The 12,721-nt window shown below is 62.5% G+C and carries 18 protein-coding genes; 13 read left to right on the forward strand and 5 right to left on the reverse strand.

Annotation, left to right across the window (positions count from 1 at the left end; translation table 11 throughout):
* Positions 1–249 precede the first annotated feature (249 nt).
* Positions 250–942, forward strand: coding sequence for a YoaK family protein (locus ACN2XU_RS21285; RefSeq protein ID WP_419412364.1), 693 nt, complete (start codon positions 250–252; stop codon positions 940–942).
* Between the two features lie 45 nt (positions 943–987).
* On the opposite strand, the gene ACN2XU_RS21290 is transcribed toward ACN2XU_RS21285, so the two are convergent.
* Genes ACN2XU_RS21290 through ACN2XU_RS21305 form a run of 4 tightly spaced genes read right to left on the reverse strand, consistent with a single transcriptional unit; the run spans position 988 to position 4,836 of the window.
* A complete protein-coding gene (locus tag ACN2XU_RS21290) occupies positions 988–1,806 on the reverse strand; it encodes an SDR family oxidoreductase (RefSeq protein ID WP_419412365.1) in 819 nt (272 codons plus the stop codon).
* Positions 1,807–3,363 carry a tripartite tricarboxylate transporter permease gene (locus ACN2XU_RS21295; protein WP_419412366.1) on the reverse strand — a complete coding sequence of 519 codons (1,557 nt, stop codon included), beginning with the start codon at positions 3,361–3,363 and terminating at the stop codon, positions 1,807–1,809.
* Entirely contained in the window at positions 3,360–3,827 is a 468-nt protein-coding gene (locus ACN2XU_RS21300) for a tripartite tricarboxylate transporter TctB family protein (protein ID WP_419412367.1), read from the reverse strand. The genes ACN2XU_RS21295 and ACN2XU_RS21300 overlap by 4 nt, the downstream gene beginning before the upstream one ends.
* Before the next feature lie 25 nt (positions 3,828–3,852).
* On the reverse strand, positions 3,853–4,836 hold the full coding sequence (locus tag ACN2XU_RS21305; RefSeq protein ID WP_419412368.1) for a Bug family tripartite tricarboxylate transporter substrate binding protein: 984 nt from the start codon (positions 4,834–4,836) through the stop codon (positions 3,853–3,855).
* Between the two features lie 171 nt (positions 4,837–5,007).
* Between ACN2XU_RS21305 and ACN2XU_RS21310 the strand changes: the two genes are divergently transcribed.
* From ACN2XU_RS21310 to ACN2XU_RS21350, 9 genes are all read left to right on the forward strand, one after another.
* A complete protein-coding gene (locus tag ACN2XU_RS21310; RefSeq protein WP_419412369.1) occupies positions 5,008–5,757 on the forward strand; it encodes a FadR/GntR family transcriptional regulator in 750 nt (249 codons plus the stop codon).
* Positions 5,750–6,409, forward strand: a complete 660-nt coding sequence (locus ACN2XU_RS21315) for an RraA family protein (protein ID WP_419412370.1) — start codon at positions 5,750–5,752, stop codon at positions 6,407–6,409. The genes ACN2XU_RS21310 and ACN2XU_RS21315 overlap by 8 nt, the downstream gene beginning before the upstream one ends.
* A 448-nt stretch (positions 6,410–6,857) precedes the next feature.
* Positions 6,858–7,700 carry a 50S ribosomal protein L2 gene (rplB, locus tag ACN2XU_RS21320; protein ID WP_419412371.1) on the forward strand — a complete coding sequence of 281 codons (843 nt, stop codon included), beginning with the start codon at positions 6,858–6,860 and terminating at the stop codon, positions 7,698–7,700.
* A 3-nt stretch (positions 7,701–7,703) separates the two neighbouring features.
* The gene (rpsS, locus tag ACN2XU_RS21325) at positions 7,704–7,982 is read left to right on the forward strand and encodes a 30S ribosomal protein S19 (protein WP_010437056.1); all 279 of its coding nucleotides are present in this window, start codon (positions 7,704–7,706) and stop codon (positions 7,980–7,982) included.
* 3 nt (positions 7,983–7,985) lie between these two features.
* Positions 7,986–8,366 carry a 50S ribosomal protein L22 gene (gene rplV / locus ACN2XU_RS21330; protein WP_419412372.1) on the forward strand — a complete coding sequence of 127 codons (381 nt, stop codon included), beginning with the start codon at positions 7,986–7,988 and terminating at the stop codon, positions 8,364–8,366.
* Positions 8,366–9,073: a 30S ribosomal protein S3 gene (rpsC, locus tag ACN2XU_RS21335; protein ID WP_419412373.1), complete on the forward strand. Its 708-nt coding sequence runs from the start codon at positions 8,366–8,368 to the stop codon at positions 9,071–9,073. The genes rplV and rpsC overlap by 1 nt, the downstream gene beginning before the upstream one ends.
* Before the next feature lie 13 nt (positions 9,074–9,086).
* Positions 9,087–9,500, forward strand: coding sequence for a 50S ribosomal protein L16 (rplP, locus tag ACN2XU_RS21340; RefSeq protein WP_419412374.1), 414 nt, complete (start codon positions 9,087–9,089; stop codon positions 9,498–9,500).
* Between the two features lie 226 nt (positions 9,501–9,726).
* Positions 9,727–10,410: a hypothetical protein gene (locus ACN2XU_RS21345; protein ID WP_419412375.1), complete on the forward strand. Its 684-nt coding sequence runs from the start codon at positions 9,727–9,729 to the stop codon at positions 10,408–10,410.
* Between the two features lie 49 nt (positions 10,411–10,459).
* Complete coding sequence (locus ACN2XU_RS21350; protein ID WP_419412376.1) at positions 10,460–11,083, forward strand: TIGR02466 family protein; 624 nt, start codon at positions 10,460–10,462, stop codon at positions 11,081–11,083.
* 19 nt (positions 11,084–11,102) lie between these two features.
* On the opposite strand, the gene ACN2XU_RS21355 is transcribed toward ACN2XU_RS21350, so the two are convergent.
* Positions 11,103–11,561 carry a hypothetical protein gene (locus tag ACN2XU_RS21355; protein WP_419412377.1) on the reverse strand — a complete coding sequence of 153 codons (459 nt, stop codon included), beginning with the start codon at positions 11,559–11,561 and terminating at the stop codon, positions 11,103–11,105.
* A gap of 260 nt (positions 11,562–11,821) precedes the next feature.
* Here ACN2XU_RS21355 and rpmC point away from each other — a divergent pair, with 260 nt between their 5' ends.
* From rpmC to rplN, 3 genes are all read left to right on the forward strand, one after another.
* Positions 11,822–12,028 carry a 50S ribosomal protein L29 gene (gene rpmC / locus ACN2XU_RS21360; protein ID WP_419412378.1) on the forward strand — a complete coding sequence of 69 codons (207 nt, stop codon included), beginning with the start codon at positions 11,822–11,824 and terminating at the stop codon, positions 12,026–12,028.
* A 4-nt stretch (positions 12,029–12,032) separates the two neighbouring features.
* On the forward strand, positions 12,033–12,263 hold the full coding sequence (gene rpsQ, locus ACN2XU_RS21365; protein ID WP_419412379.1) for a 30S ribosomal protein S17: 231 nt from the start codon (positions 12,033–12,035) through the stop codon (positions 12,261–12,263).
* A gap of 89 nt (positions 12,264–12,352) precedes the next feature.
* Complete coding sequence (gene rplN, locus ACN2XU_RS21370) at positions 12,353–12,721, forward strand: 50S ribosomal protein L14 (protein ID WP_419412380.1); 369 nt, start codon at positions 12,353–12,355, stop codon at positions 12,719–12,721.

A 12,721-nucleotide genomic window follows, 5' to 3' on the forward strand; every position in this document is an offset into this window, starting at 1 on the left:
ATCACACCCGCCATGAAACTGAAAATGGCCGCGTAAGTTCTACGGATGCACCCCGTTAAAAAGGGGGAGATTACCGTTTGGTACGATTCGCGGCGCGTTTGGTACGTTTTGGAATGGCCCGAGGGCACAGCCCGCTTACCGGGCGGTGACGTTGCGTCCAAAGCGATCACGCCGCCGTGAGCCGGTAAATATTTTTCATCGCTTTGCCCTTCGCTTGATTTGCCGACGGCAAGGGCGCACTGATGGCCCATGCTGATCCGTGACGACGACACACGCACCCCGATGATCGACCTGCGTCTTGCCGGGATGCTGTCGCTGGTGGCGGGCGCATTGAATGCGGTCGGGTTCGAGATTGCCGGTCTGTTCTCGGCCAACATGACGGGCAACATCTCGGCCATGGCCGATGACATTGCCAATGGCCGGTTTGGCGTGGCGCTGATGTTCGGATTGATTTTTGTGGTCTTTGTCGCCGGGGCGCTGACCGCGGGGCTGGCCGTGGAGATCGGACGTCAGCGCGGGATGCGGTCGATCTATGCGCTGCTGGTGCTGGGCGAGGGGGCGGTGCTGATGGGCGTGGGCGGCGCGGGGCTGCTCGGGTGGCACTTGTTCGACGGCCTGCATGTCATCTTTGTGCTGAGCTTTGTCCTGGGTCTGCAGAACGCGGTGACGACGCGGATCAGCCGGGCGCGGGTGCGCACGACGCATGTTTCGGGGATCGCGACGGACATGGGGCTCGCGCTGGCCGGGCTTTGGGCGGGCAAACTGGAGCGGGCGCGGCGGCTGGCGCAACTCAAACTGCACGGGGTGACGGTAACGGCCTTTGTGGTCGGCGGCGTGCTCGGGGCGACGGTGCTCAGCGGGCTCGGTTGGCTGAGCTTTTGCCTGTGGGGCGTGGTGCTGATCGGTGTCGCGGGCCGGGAATTGGCCGCCGCCCAAGGTTGAAACGTCCGCGCCGGGCTGTGGCGCAGACGTTCCGAGGGGCTGCTGTCACCAGCTGGTGAAGCCGCCGTCGAGCACGAGGTTCGCCCCGGTCATGTAGCTGGACGCTTCCGAGCCGAGAAACTGCACGATCGGGCCGAATTCTTCGAGATCCGCCTGGCGGCCCATCGGGACGCGTTCAAGGAAGGCATCAATGAACTCCTTGTCGAAGGAGCCGGTCTTGACCCCGCCGAAGGTGACGAGATTGACGCGCACGCCCTTCTTGGCCCAGTAGGTCGCGAGGTAGCGGGTCATGTTCAGCAGGCCTGATTTCGACGCGGCGTAGGAGATCGCCTTGACGAAGGGCTTGCCGTCGCGCTCTTCGCGGTAGGCATAGAGCGCCTGATTGGGAGAGACCATGCCGTACATGGAGCCGACCATGATGATCGAGCCGCGCCCGGCCTCGGCCATCTTGGCGCCGATCACCTGCGAGCAGAGCATGCAGCCGGTCAGGTTGGTTTCGATCACATCGTCCCAGTACTTCTTGGGGTAGACCTCGAAGGGGGCGTTCTGATCGGCGTCGCCGTCGGGTTTGCTGTCGATCCCGGCGTTGTTCACGAGGATGTCCGGCACGCCCCAATCGGCGGTCACGCGATCGGTCGCCTCGATCAGGCTGTCCTTGTTGCGGACATCGGATTTGTAGACGCGGATGCGCGCCCCAAGGCCGGGAAACTGCTCTTCGACTTCCTCGGGTGTGCGGTCGCGGCGGGCAAAGATGGCGACCTTCGCCCCGTTGGAAGCCAGTTGCCGGGTGAATTGCGAGCCGAGTTGCCCCAGTCCGCCGGTGACGATTGCGACCTTGTCCTGAACGGAGAAAAAATCTTGCATTTAGAGATTGTCCTTTTCGTGGTTGAGCGATGCCGGAAGGGCGCGGTTGCGGTTGCGGCCACGGGCCTTGCGGATCTGTGAGAGGATGGTCAGCGCGAGAACGGCGAAGACAAAGACGCCGAGCCCCGCCGCGACGGGGCGGTCAAAGAAGCCGAGCAGGTCGCCGCGTGCGATCTGCATCGACATGATGAAGTTGCGTTCCAGAACCGGTCCGAGCACGAGGCCGAGGATGACCGGTGCAATGGGGAAATCGTTGCGTTCCATGACGTAGCCGATCACCCCGGCAACCAGCATGATGCCGACGCCGAACAGTGTGTTGTTGATGGCATAAGCGCCAAGAAAGCAGCAGATCAGGATCATCGGCACGATGACGTTGCGCGGCACCGCGAGCACGAGGCGCGCGCCCCGGATCGCCAGGTATCCGAGCGGGAACAGCAGCAGGTTGGCGAGAAAGAAGCACAGGATGATCGCGGTGGGCATGGTCGGGTTTTCGGCAAAGAGCCGGGGACCGGGGGAGACGCCTTTCATGTAGAGCACGCCAACGGCGATGGCGGTGACCGCATCGCCCGGAATGCCGAAGACCAGCGCCGGAATCCAGGCTGAGGAGAGGCCGGAGTTGTTGGCGGAGGTGGCTTCGATCAGGCCCTCTTCGTGGCCGGTGCCGAATTTCTCCGGCGTTTTGGAAAAGCGGGCAGAGACGCCGTAGGCGATCCATGCGGCAAGGTCGCCGCCGACGCCGGGCAGGGCACCGATGGAGGCCCCGAGGGCGGAGCCGCGGATCAGGCTGAAGGGGTAGCGTTTGAGCAGGCCGAAGATGCCCCGGTAGGGCCGCATCTCGCGCCCGGTGACGTCGGTGTTCTGGGCGGGCCTGTCGGCGGCGCCGGCGGCGGAGAGGCCGCGCAGGATTTCGGAGAAGGCGAACATGCCGATCATCACGGGGATGAAGCTGATCCCGCCGGTGAGCTCGATGGAGCCGAAAGTGAAGCGCGGCTGGCCGCTGGTCACATCGAGGCCGACGGTGGCGATCAGCAAACCGAAGGCGAGGGAGACCGCGCCCTTGACCGGGTTGCTGCCGGAGACCAGGGCGCAGGTCAGCAGCCCGAGCAGGGCGAGCCAGAAGAATTCGAAGCTGGAGAAGTTCAGCGAGAGGCGCGCGAGCAGAGGCCCGGTCAGCAGCAGTACGGAGGCGCCGATCAGCCCGCCGGTTGCGGAAAAGAAGAAACCGATGGACAGCGCGCGCGCAGCCTGCCCCTTGCGGGTCATGGCGTAGCTTTCCTCGGTATAGGCGGCGGAGGCGGGCGTGCCGGGAATGCGCAGCAGCGCGCCGGGGATGTCGCCCGCGGTGATCGCCATGGCGGTGGAGGACACGATGAGCGCGATGGCGGGCAGCGGGTCCATGTAGAAGGTCAGCGGCACAAGCAGCGCGGTGGCCATGGTGGCGGTCAGCCCGGGCAGGGCGCCGATGAACAGCCCGTAGACCGCACCGCCGAGAATGGCGAGCAGCACCGGGATCTGCAGGACCATGCCGAGGCTTGTCGCGAGTGTTTCGGCACTCATGGCAGGATCACCCCAAGCGGTCCGGCCGGCAGCGAGACGCGGAGCAGACCGGAGAAGACGTAGTAGAGCAGCAGGATGAAGGTCGGAGAGACCACGGCGATGACGGGCCAGCGTGCGCCCATCAAAGCCATCATCACCGCCATGAACAGCATCCCGAACAAAGGGAAGCCCAAGGGTTCGAACAGGACCATTCCAATCAGCAGGCCGCCCAGCGACCATGCCGCCGCGAGACCGTCCCGTCCGCGCCCTTTCCAGTCATCGACATTCAACAGCCCGCCGGGGCGACGCAGCCCGGAGAGCAGCACCAGCAGGCCAAGGCCCACCAGTGCGATGCCGATTCCCATGGGCAGGAGGTCCGCGCCGAAGCGGACCCCCGGCACCTTGGGCAGCCGGGTGGCCCCCCAGATGACGAGCAAGCCGAAGAGAGCCAGAAGTGGCCCGAAGAGACGATCTCCGATCCTCATGGAATGGTCCTTTTCGGGGCGTGGGTTACTGGGTCAGCCCGGCGGATTTCATCGCCGCCGCGAGCCCTTCGGAGGCGGAGGTCACGGTTTTTTCGAAACCCGCCGCGTCCTGATAGGCGACGGAGAAGCCGCGCGAGGCCATGAACGCCTGGAAGTCGCTGTCCTGTGTGATCTCTTCCAGCGCCGCTTCGACCTTGGTGACCACCTCATCGGGGATGCCGTCGGGACCGGCCATGCCGCGGAAGGGCAGGGGCGACCAATCGGTGCCGAAGATTTCGGTGGTGGTGGGCAGGTCGGGATAGAGCGTGCTGCGCTCCGAAGAGATCAGCGCGACGGTCTTGGCTTCCCCGGCATCGACAAGCGATTGCGCCTCGGCGGGCGAGGTGGAGACCACGTCGATGGCCCCGGAGGCTAGCTGTTGCAGCGCTGGGGCAGAGCCATCGGAGGCCACCCATGTCGCGGCAGTGGGATCAATGCCAAGTTTGCCCAGCAGGCCGATCCACGCCAGATGCGACAGGCCGCCACGATTGGCGCCGGAGGCCGTGACGGCACCGGGGTCCTGTTTTACCGCGTCGATCAGCCCGGCGGCGTCGCTGTACTCTGCGTCACCGGCGATATTGATCGCGATGGGATCGGCGTTGAAGCGGCCGATATACGCATAGTCCGCCGGGGTCACACCGGCGAGGCCCTGGGCCTCGTACATGGTGCTTTCGATGGTGATCACGCCGAGGGTGTAGCCGTCGGCCTCGGCATTGGCGATGGCCGCATGGCCGACGAGACCGCCGCCGCCGGTGCGGTTCACGACGTTGAACGGCTGGCCGAATTTTTCTTCCAGCGCACTGGCGACGGCGCGGGCCGTGGCGTCGGTGCCGCCGCCGGCGGACCAGGGCACGATCACGGTCACGGCCTTTTCCGGCCATTCGGCCAGGGCGGCCCCGGTGGTTGCGATCACTGTGACGGCCGCGACACTGGCGGCGCGAAGGCTCGTCGAAAGGAATTGTTGGAACATGTGGTGTCCTCCCCTTTTGCTCCGGTGAGTGCGCTCCTCCAAGCAGACTCACACTTGACATATGACTTATGTCATAAGTATCGTAAGCGTCATCGGAGCAGCGCGTCAACAGGTCTTGTCGAATTTTGCTCCGGCTGCATGATTGCAGGACCCTGTCCAGAGGAGTGTGAGATGCGCCCGACATCGCCGCAGACGCCCACGCGCGAACGTCTTCATATCAGTGTGCTTTCGTCGCTGGAGGACAGGATCCTGGCCGGGGAGTTGCAGGTGGGCGACAAACTTGCCTCCGAAAGCCAGATCGCGCGTGATTTCGGTGTCTCGACCCGCTCTGTCCGGGAAGCGATTCAGGCCCTTGAAACCAAGGGGCTGGTGCAGCGGCGGCATGGCGGCAACACGACCGTGGTGCGTCAGGACGTCAATGAATTCATCGGCTCGCTGGCGGTGACGGTGCGCCAGCAACTGGCGGCAGAGCCGGAATACCTGCGGCAGTTGATGGAAGCGCGGCGGATGATCGAAACCGAGGTGATTGATCTGCTGGTGGTCAGCGAAACGCCGGTGAATGCCGACGTGGAGGCGGCGCTGGAGCAGATGCGCGCGGCCCGCGACAACGGCGATTTCGACGGGTTCGTCAATGCCGATGCGGGGTTTCACCTCGCGCTTGTCCGCTGTGCCGACAATCGCATCCTGGCGATCATGTACGAGAATTTCGCCAACCTGATCAACGACATGATCCAGGTTTCCAGCCGCGTGCCGACGAAGTCGCTGGAGGAGGCCTATACCGAACATGAAGAGATATTTTCCCGTATCCGCGACCGTGACGGACCGGGCGCCAAGGCGCTGATGCGCGAACAGATTGCGCGGTCCGCAGACTACCTGCGAATCGCGATAGAAAAGGAAATGAAGGGAACCACGAATGTTTGATTACGCCTACACGCGCGAGGAAACCGATGCCATCGAGCGGCTGAAGGCCTGGTATTCCGGGGACGTGCACGACAGCATGGAGGCGCTCGGGCTTTGGGGCTATCTGGACGGGATTTCGCTGTTCGGGACGCTTGAGTCCGGTGCCGTGGTTGTCGGGCCTGCGGTGACGGTTCTGTTCGAGCCGTCGGACCGCAAGGGCGAGCCGCAGGATGTCTATCACAATGCCATTGATAACGCCCCGGCGGGGGCGATCATGGTTGTGGATGCAGCCTGCGCCGATGGCAGCTGCTCGGGCGAGTTGATGAGTTCCGGGGCCAAGACGGCGGGGCTTGCCGCGACGGTGGTCAACAGCACGGTGCGCGATCTCGCGCAGGTACGGGCGCTTGGCTATCCTCTGTTCGGGACAGCGCCGAGTCCGGTTGGCATTACCGGCAAGAAAGAGCCGAAGAAGAGCCAGGTTCCGGTCACCATCGGTCGCACGACGGTCGCACCGGGCGATGTGATCTTCGGCGATATCGACGGGGTCGTGAGCATTCCGCGCGCGCATCTGGTGGCGGTCGCCGATCAGGCCGATCAGCTTGGCGCACATGAGGCGACGGCCCGGGATCGCATTCTTGCGGGAGAAAAGCTGCAGGCGATCTGGCCCGTGTGAGACGGTGGCGGTCGGGCGGTCGGGATATTTCCCGATCCTGTGCCTGGCCGCCAGCGGCGCTTTGTGGGCTGCGAAGGCCGTAGCGAACGCCGATGCTGTCCGACCTGTTCGGGGGTGCCCGCATGGAGCAATCCCGAAAGGGATCGGGGCGGGCGAAGGCGGTTTGTGACGGTTTGCGGTCCCCGGCGCTGTAAATAGCGAAAACCGGCAGTGCCGTTGGATCAGTCCGGAGCCTTCTCCACTTGACCCCACCCCATCCATCCCCTAACAGACCCCATCCGCATCGCCCCGGGATTCGTTCCGGGGCTTTGCTGTTGTGCTGGGGCCGATTGGTCGCAGTATCATTCCACCGGGCACCTTCGGGGGCCTATACTCAGCGGTGAGACCCGTCTCACCCTACACATAGCGATCCTCGCGGGATCGCGCATGCAAACGGAAGACAGAAAGCATGGCACTCAAGTCGTACAAACCGACGACGCCGGGCCAGCGCGGGCTGGTACTGATCGACCGTTCGGAGCTGTGGAAAGGCCGTCCTGTCAAAGCCCTCACCGAGGGTCTGACGAAGAACGGCGGTCGCAACAACACCGGACGGATCACGATGCGTCGCAAAGGCGGCGGGGCAAAGCGCCTCTACCGCATCGTGGATTTCAAGCGGAACAAATTCGACGTCGGCGCAACCGTCGCGCGGATCGAATATGACCCCAACCGTACCGCCTTTATCGCGCTCGTCCAGTATGACGACGGCGAACAGGCCTACATCCTCGCGCCCCAGCGTCTCGCCATCGGCGATCGCATCATCGCATCGGCCAAGGCCGACGTGAAGCCGGGCAACGCAATGCCGTTCTCGGGCCTGCCCATCGGTACAATCGTGCACAACATCGAACTGAAGCCCGGCAAGGGCGGTCAGATCGCACGCGCCGCGGGCACCTATGCCCAGTTCGTCGGCCGTGACGGTGGCTATGCGCAGATCCGCCTAAGCTCGGGTGAGCTTCGTCTGGTGCGTCAGGAATGCATGTGCACCGTCGGTGCCGTGTCCAACCCCGACAACAGCAACCAGAACTACGGTAAAGCGGGCCGCATGCGTCACAAGGGCATCCGCCCGAGCGTTCGCGGTGTCGTCATGAACCCGATCGACCACCCGCACGGCGGTGGTGAAGGCCGGACCTCCGGCGGTCGTCACCCGGTGACACCGTGGGGCAAGCCGACCAAGGGCAAGCGCACCCGCAACACCAACAAGGCGTCGCAGAAGCTGATCATCCGCTCGCGTCACGCCAAGAAGAAGGGTCGCTAAGATATGTCGCGCTCTGTATGGAAAGGTCCGTTCGTTGACGCTTATGTCCTCAAGAAGGCAGAAGCGGCACGCGAATCCGGCCGTAATGAAGTCATCAAGATCTGGTCGCGCCGCTCGACGATCCTGCCCCAGTTCGTGGGTCTGACGTTTGGCGTGTACAACGGTCACAAGCACATCCCCGTGAACGTCTCCGAAGACATGATCGGCCAGAAGTTCGGCGAATACAGCCCGACCCGTACCTACTACGGTCACGCTGCCGACAAGAAAGCCAAGAGGAAGTAAGCCATGGGCAAGGATAAGAATCCCCGCCGCGTGGCGGACAACGAAGCGATGGCAAAGCTGCGCATGCTGCGCACCTCGCCGCAAAAGCTGAACCTCGTGGCTCAGCTGATCCGTGGCAAGAAGGTAGACAAGGCCCTGACGGACCTGACCTTCTCCAAGAAGCGGATTGCGATCGATGTGAAGAAATGCCTTCAGTCCGCTATCGCCAATGCCGAGAACAACCACGGTCTGGACGTCGACGAACTCGTCGTCGCCGAGGCCTATGTTGGTAAGAACCTGATCATGAAGCGCGGTCGTCCGCGGGCGCGTGGCCGGTTCGGTCGTATCAACAAGCCGTTCTCGGAACTCACCATCAAGGTGCGTCAAGTCGAGGAGCAAGCCTAATGGGTAACAAGACCAATCCGATCGGCATGCGCCTTCAGGTGAACCGCACCTGGGACAGCCGCTGGTACGCCGACACCAAAGATTATGGTGATCTGCTGCTGGAAGATCTCGCAATCCGCGATTTCATCCAGACCGAGTGCAAGCAGGCCGGTATTGCCCGCGTGATCATCGAGCGCCCCCACAAGAAGTGCCGTGTGACCATTCACACCGCGCGTCCGGGCGTGATCATCGGCAAGAAAGGCGCGGACATCGAAGTGCTTCGCAAGAAGCTCGCCAAGATGACCGACAGCGAACTGCACCTGAACATCGTCGAAGTGCGCAAGCCCGAGCTCGACGCCCAGCTGGTTGGCGAATCCATCGCCCAGCAGCTTGAGCGCCGCGTCAGCTTCCGTCGTGCGATGAAGCGGTCGGTGCAGAACGCCATGCGCATGGGCGCCCTGGGTATCCGGGTGAACGTCGCTGGTCGTCTCGGCGGTGCGGAAATCGCGCGTACCGAATGGTACCGTGAGGGCCGCGTGCCGCTTCACACCCTGCGTGCCGATATCGATTACGCGAATGTCGAGGCGGTAACGCCCTACGGCATCATCGGGATCAAGGTCTGGATCTTCAAAGGTGAGATCATGGAGCATGACCCGGCCGCGCGTGACCGCAAGGCACAGGAACTCCAGGACGGTCCGGCCCCGCGTGGCGCCGGCGGCCGTCGCTAAAGGAGACTGACAAATGCTTCAGCCAAAGCGTACTAAATTCCGCAAGATGCACAAAGGCCGGATCAAGGGCCTTGCCAAGGGTGGATCTGATCTGAACTTCGGGACCTACGGCCTCAAGGCCACGGAACCGGAGCGTGTGACCGCACGCCAGATCGAAGCCGCTCGTCGTGCCATGACGCGTCATATGAAGCGTCAGGGCCGTGTTTGGATCCGCATCTTCCCGGACACCCCCGTGACCGCCAAGCCCATCGAAGTTCGTATGGGTAAAGGTAAGGGTTCCGTTGACCGCTGGACCTGCAAGGTCAAGCCGGGCCGCGTGATGTTCGAGATCGACGGCGTTGCCGAAGATGTCGCACGCGAAGCCCTGCGTCTCGCGGCGATGAAACTCCCGGTCAAGACCCGCGTGGTCGTGCGCGAAGACTGGTAAGTCTTCTGCACTGGTAAATCTTCGGACAGCCCCTGCCGTGTCACGGTGGGGGCTGACTGCTTTTCTTGGGGCCTGATCCTGTGCGAGAGTTCGGTGCCTCTGTGTGGCCCGTGCTGCATCGTTGCTTCGAAATTTCAGTCATTCGCGCGCCGGGGGCTTCCCTAAGCCAACGAAATCGCGTAGAATTACCGCATAGGTTGTAATTCACACCACAAAGGCCGCCGCCGTGTTCTCATTCCTGCGCCAGAAAATCGTGCTCGGCGTGGTCAATGCCGCCAAGCGGGGAAACCCGGTCGCACAGCGTCTTGTCGCGCGTGAGACTCGTGCTTTTCTGCGCACTTTGCCGGTCTCGTCGCCCATCGTCCCCGGACCCTATGAGATTCCGGACCTTGAACGGCCCTTGTCTGAGGCGATGCAAACGCCGCTCGTTGGAGAGTTTGAGACAAAGCCGCTGCCGACGACCCGGGTGACTCCCGCAATGCTCGTGGGGCGCCGCGTTGAGGCGCTGTCGACGGTGCTGGGGACCTATGGCATGGGCGGCTTTGGCTGGTTCGGGCTCATGCTCGACAGCGGTGTGTGGTTCGTTGTCCCGATTTTCGGCGCTTCCGAGTGGATCGAACTCGACAGGCGCATTCTCGAAGCGCCGGGCTGCGACGGCGGCACTGCTTGGATTTCCGATGGGGATGACGAAGCTTTGATGGCGCGTTTGTGCGGGGCGACGATCCTTGGCGCGGAACTGCAGGCGCACAGTCTTGAGCTGCGGTTTGACAACAAGGCCCGTCTGGCGATCGAAAAATCGTCCAGAGGCCGCGCGCCGCTGGCGGGCACACGGCAACCGCGGGTGTTCCTAGACGGTGATGATCTGAGGACTGCGGTGTTCTTCAGCCCCTCTGCGGAAATCCATGCCTGACGCACGGCTTGCGCTTTTCCCGGCCGGTGAAAGGGCGTAGAAGGCGGCCATGTCACAGATCCGATCCCTCTTTGCGACCCGCTTGTACCGTGCCGCGCTCTCCGAGCATGGCCCGAAGATCGACACCGCCGAGCTTGAAGCGTCGTGCTATTCCATCGCCGAAGATGATGAGGCGGGTCAGGAGTGGTGCGAGACCCAGGGCTATCCCGGGTATACGAGCTATGCCTCGCTGACGGATTTGCCGTGGCGCTTTCCGATCTTTGGGGAATTGGTCAAGGCTCTGGACAAGCATGTCGCAGCCTTTGCTGAGGACGTCGCCTTTGATCTGGCCGATCGCAAGCTGGAGCTTGAGGACATCTGGATCAACATCCTGCCGCCGGGTGGCACGCACAGCAGCCATATCCACCCGCATTCGGTGATCTCCGGCACGACCTATGTGGCCATGCCGGAAGGCGCGGCGGCGCTGAAGCTGGAAGATCCCAGGCTGGCGATGATGATGGCCGCGCCGACGCGGTTGAAAGGGTGCCGGGAAGAGTTGAAGGCCTTCGTCTACGAGGCGACCCAGCCCGGCGACGTGCTGCTGTGGGAGAGCTGGTTGCGGCACGAGGTGCCAATGAACATGGCAGAGGACGACAACCGGATTTCGGTCAGCTTCAACTACAAATGGGCGTGACCGCCCAGCCCGCCAGTCGCTACTCTTGCCGCTTCACGATCGTGCCGACCCCGATCGCCTGTTGCTGGGCGGGATTGTTGGCGAAGGCATAGGCGCTCTTGGCGATTTTCCAGTCAAATCCGAAGCGCTTCAGAGTCACCATGGCGGGGTAGGGGGCGTGCAGCTGCGAGCCTAGTCCGATCAGACGGGATTCGTGGGTGGCCCGGATGGTGTCTTCGGAGAGATATTTCGCGGCGACGACACGGCGGTGCAGTTCTGTTATCCCGTGCATCGAAAAGAAATTCCGCACGTTATCGAAGAGTTTGCGCAGCTCATTCACGTCAGAGATCCGGCGGGTTTCCTGGAATGTTTCGAATTCATGCGGCAGCACGAAGCAGCGTTCGTACAGATCAAAACGGTTTTCGGAATACCCTTTCCCCGTTTTGTCGAGTAAATCCTGTGCGATATCAAATGCTTGCCATTCAGGAAATAAAGTCATTCAGGCGCTCCACGTACACAGTGCGGCTTTGGTCTTTAAACAGTCTGGCGCGCTATGAGAAATGAGAAAAAAGCTCCGTTGCGTCATGCGCCCTGATCCGGGCATTTACGGCACTTGTACCCACAATGATACTGCTTGCCTCGTCTGGGTAAGGGGTCTATAGGGGCCGCTCATCCACGGACTCCACCGGGCAAAGGGTGACCCTTGCGATTCGCAAGACGCGGGGGCCCTCCGGTGATGTTGAAAGAAGGAAATGGCGAATGAACGCCCAGGAACTCCGTGACAAGACCCCGGACCAGCTCCGGGACGACCTTGTCCAACTGAAGAAAGAGGCCTTCAACCTGCGCTTCCAGCAGGCCACCGGCCAGGTCGAGAACACCGCACGTATGCGCCAGGTCCGCCGTGACGTGGCCCGCGTGAAGACGATCCTGAACGAAAAGGCGGCATCGGCCGCATCGGAGGCGTAAGACAATGCCCAAGCGTATTCTGACCGGCACCGTGACCTCCACGGCAAACGCCCAGACCGTCACCGTCTCCGTTGAGCGTCGTTTCAAGCATCCCGTGATGCAGAAGACGATCAAGAAGACCAAGAAATACCGCGCTCATGACGAAGCGGAAAAGTTCGCAGTCGGCGACAGTGTCCGCATCATCGAATGCGCACCGAAGTCGAAAACGAAACGCTGGGAAGTGATCGCCGAATAATCATCGGCGGTCATGCCTTCTCGGTATGATCGAAACCCCGAGGTCAATGTCCCAAGCATAGGGTGGCCTCGGAAGTCGGGAGAAACCAAATGATCCAGATGCAGACCAATCTGGATGTGGCTGACAATTCCGGTGCCCGGAAAGTTCAGTGCATCAAGGTTCTCGGCGGTTCCCACCGTCGTTATGCATCCGTGGGCGACATCATCGTGGTGTCGGTCAAGGAAGCAATTCCGCGTGGTCGCGTGAAAAAGGGTGACGTCCGCAAGGCCGTCGTCGTACGCACCGCCAAGGAAGTTCGCCGTGAAGACGGTACCGCGATCCGTTTTGATCGCAACGCAGCCGTCATCCTGAACAATGCGAACGAGCCTGTCGGCACCCGTATCTTCGGGCCGGTGGTTCGCGAGCTGCGCTCGAAGAACTTCATGAAGATCATCTCGCTCGCCCCGGAGGTGCTGTGA

The sequence above is a fragment of the Pacificoceanicola niger genome (assembly GCF_048553275.1).
Taxonomy (GTDB): Bacteria; Pseudomonadota; Alphaproteobacteria; order Rhodobacterales; family Rhodobacteraceae; genus Pacificoceanicola.

What these genes read in the sequence shown, in the direction of transcription:
- ACN2XU_RS21285 (WP_419412364.1), top strand. Translation starts at nt 250, where the DNA reads ATGCTGATCCGTGACGACGACACACGCACCCCGATGATCGACCTGCGT.
- ACN2XU_RS21290 (WP_419412365.1), bottom strand. Translation starts at nt 1,806, where the DNA reads ATGCAAGATTTTTTCTCCGTTCAGGACAAGGTCGCAATCGTCACCGGC.
- ACN2XU_RS21295 (WP_419412366.1), bottom strand. Translation starts at nt 3,363, where the DNA reads ATGAGTGCCGAAACACTCGCGACAAGCCTCGGCATGGTCCTGCAGATC.
- ACN2XU_RS21300 (WP_419412367.1), bottom strand. Translation starts at nt 3,827, where the DNA reads ATGAGGATCGGAGATCGTCTCTTCGGGCCACTTCTGGCTCTCTTCGGC.
- ACN2XU_RS21305 (WP_419412368.1), bottom strand. Translation starts at nt 4,836, where the DNA reads ATGTTCCAACAATTCCTTTCGACGAGCCTTCGCGCCGCCAGTGTCGCG.
- ACN2XU_RS21310 (WP_419412369.1), top strand. Translation starts at nt 5,008, where the DNA reads ATGCGCCCGACATCGCCGCAGACGCCCACGCGCGAACGTCTTCATATC.
- ACN2XU_RS21315 (WP_419412370.1), top strand. Translation starts at nt 5,750, where the DNA reads ATGTTTGATTACGCCTACACGCGCGAGGAAACCGATGCCATCGAGCGG.
- rplB (WP_419412371.1), top strand. Translation starts at nt 6,858, where the DNA reads ATGGCACTCAAGTCGTACAAACCGACGACGCCGGGCCAGCGCGGGCTG.
- rpsS (WP_010437056.1), top strand. Translation starts at nt 7,704, where the DNA reads ATGTCGCGCTCTGTATGGAAAGGTCCGTTCGTTGACGCTTATGTCCTC.
- rplV (WP_419412372.1), top strand. Translation starts at nt 7,986, where the DNA reads ATGGGCAAGGATAAGAATCCCCGCCGCGTGGCGGACAACGAAGCGATG.
- rpsC (WP_419412373.1), top strand. Translation starts at nt 8,366, where the DNA reads ATGGGTAACAAGACCAATCCGATCGGCATGCGCCTTCAGGTGAACCGC.
- rplP (WP_419412374.1), top strand. Translation starts at nt 9,087, where the DNA reads ATGCTTCAGCCAAAGCGTACTAAATTCCGCAAGATGCACAAAGGCCGG.
- ACN2XU_RS21350 (WP_419412376.1), top strand. Translation starts at nt 10,460, where the DNA reads ATGTCACAGATCCGATCCCTCTTTGCGACCCGCTTGTACCGTGCCGCG.
- ACN2XU_RS21355 (WP_419412377.1), bottom strand. Translation starts at nt 11,561, where the DNA reads ATGACTTTATTTCCTGAATGGCAAGCATTTGATATCGCACAGGATTTA.
- rpmC (WP_419412378.1), top strand. Translation starts at nt 11,822, where the DNA reads ATGAACGCCCAGGAACTCCGTGACAAGACCCCGGACCAGCTCCGGGAC.
- rpsQ (WP_419412379.1), top strand. Translation starts at nt 12,033, where the DNA reads ATGCCCAAGCGTATTCTGACCGGCACCGTGACCTCCACGGCAAACGCC.
- rplN (WP_419412380.1), top strand. Translation starts at nt 12,353, where the DNA reads ATGATCCAGATGCAGACCAATCTGGATGTGGCTGACAATTCCGGTGCC.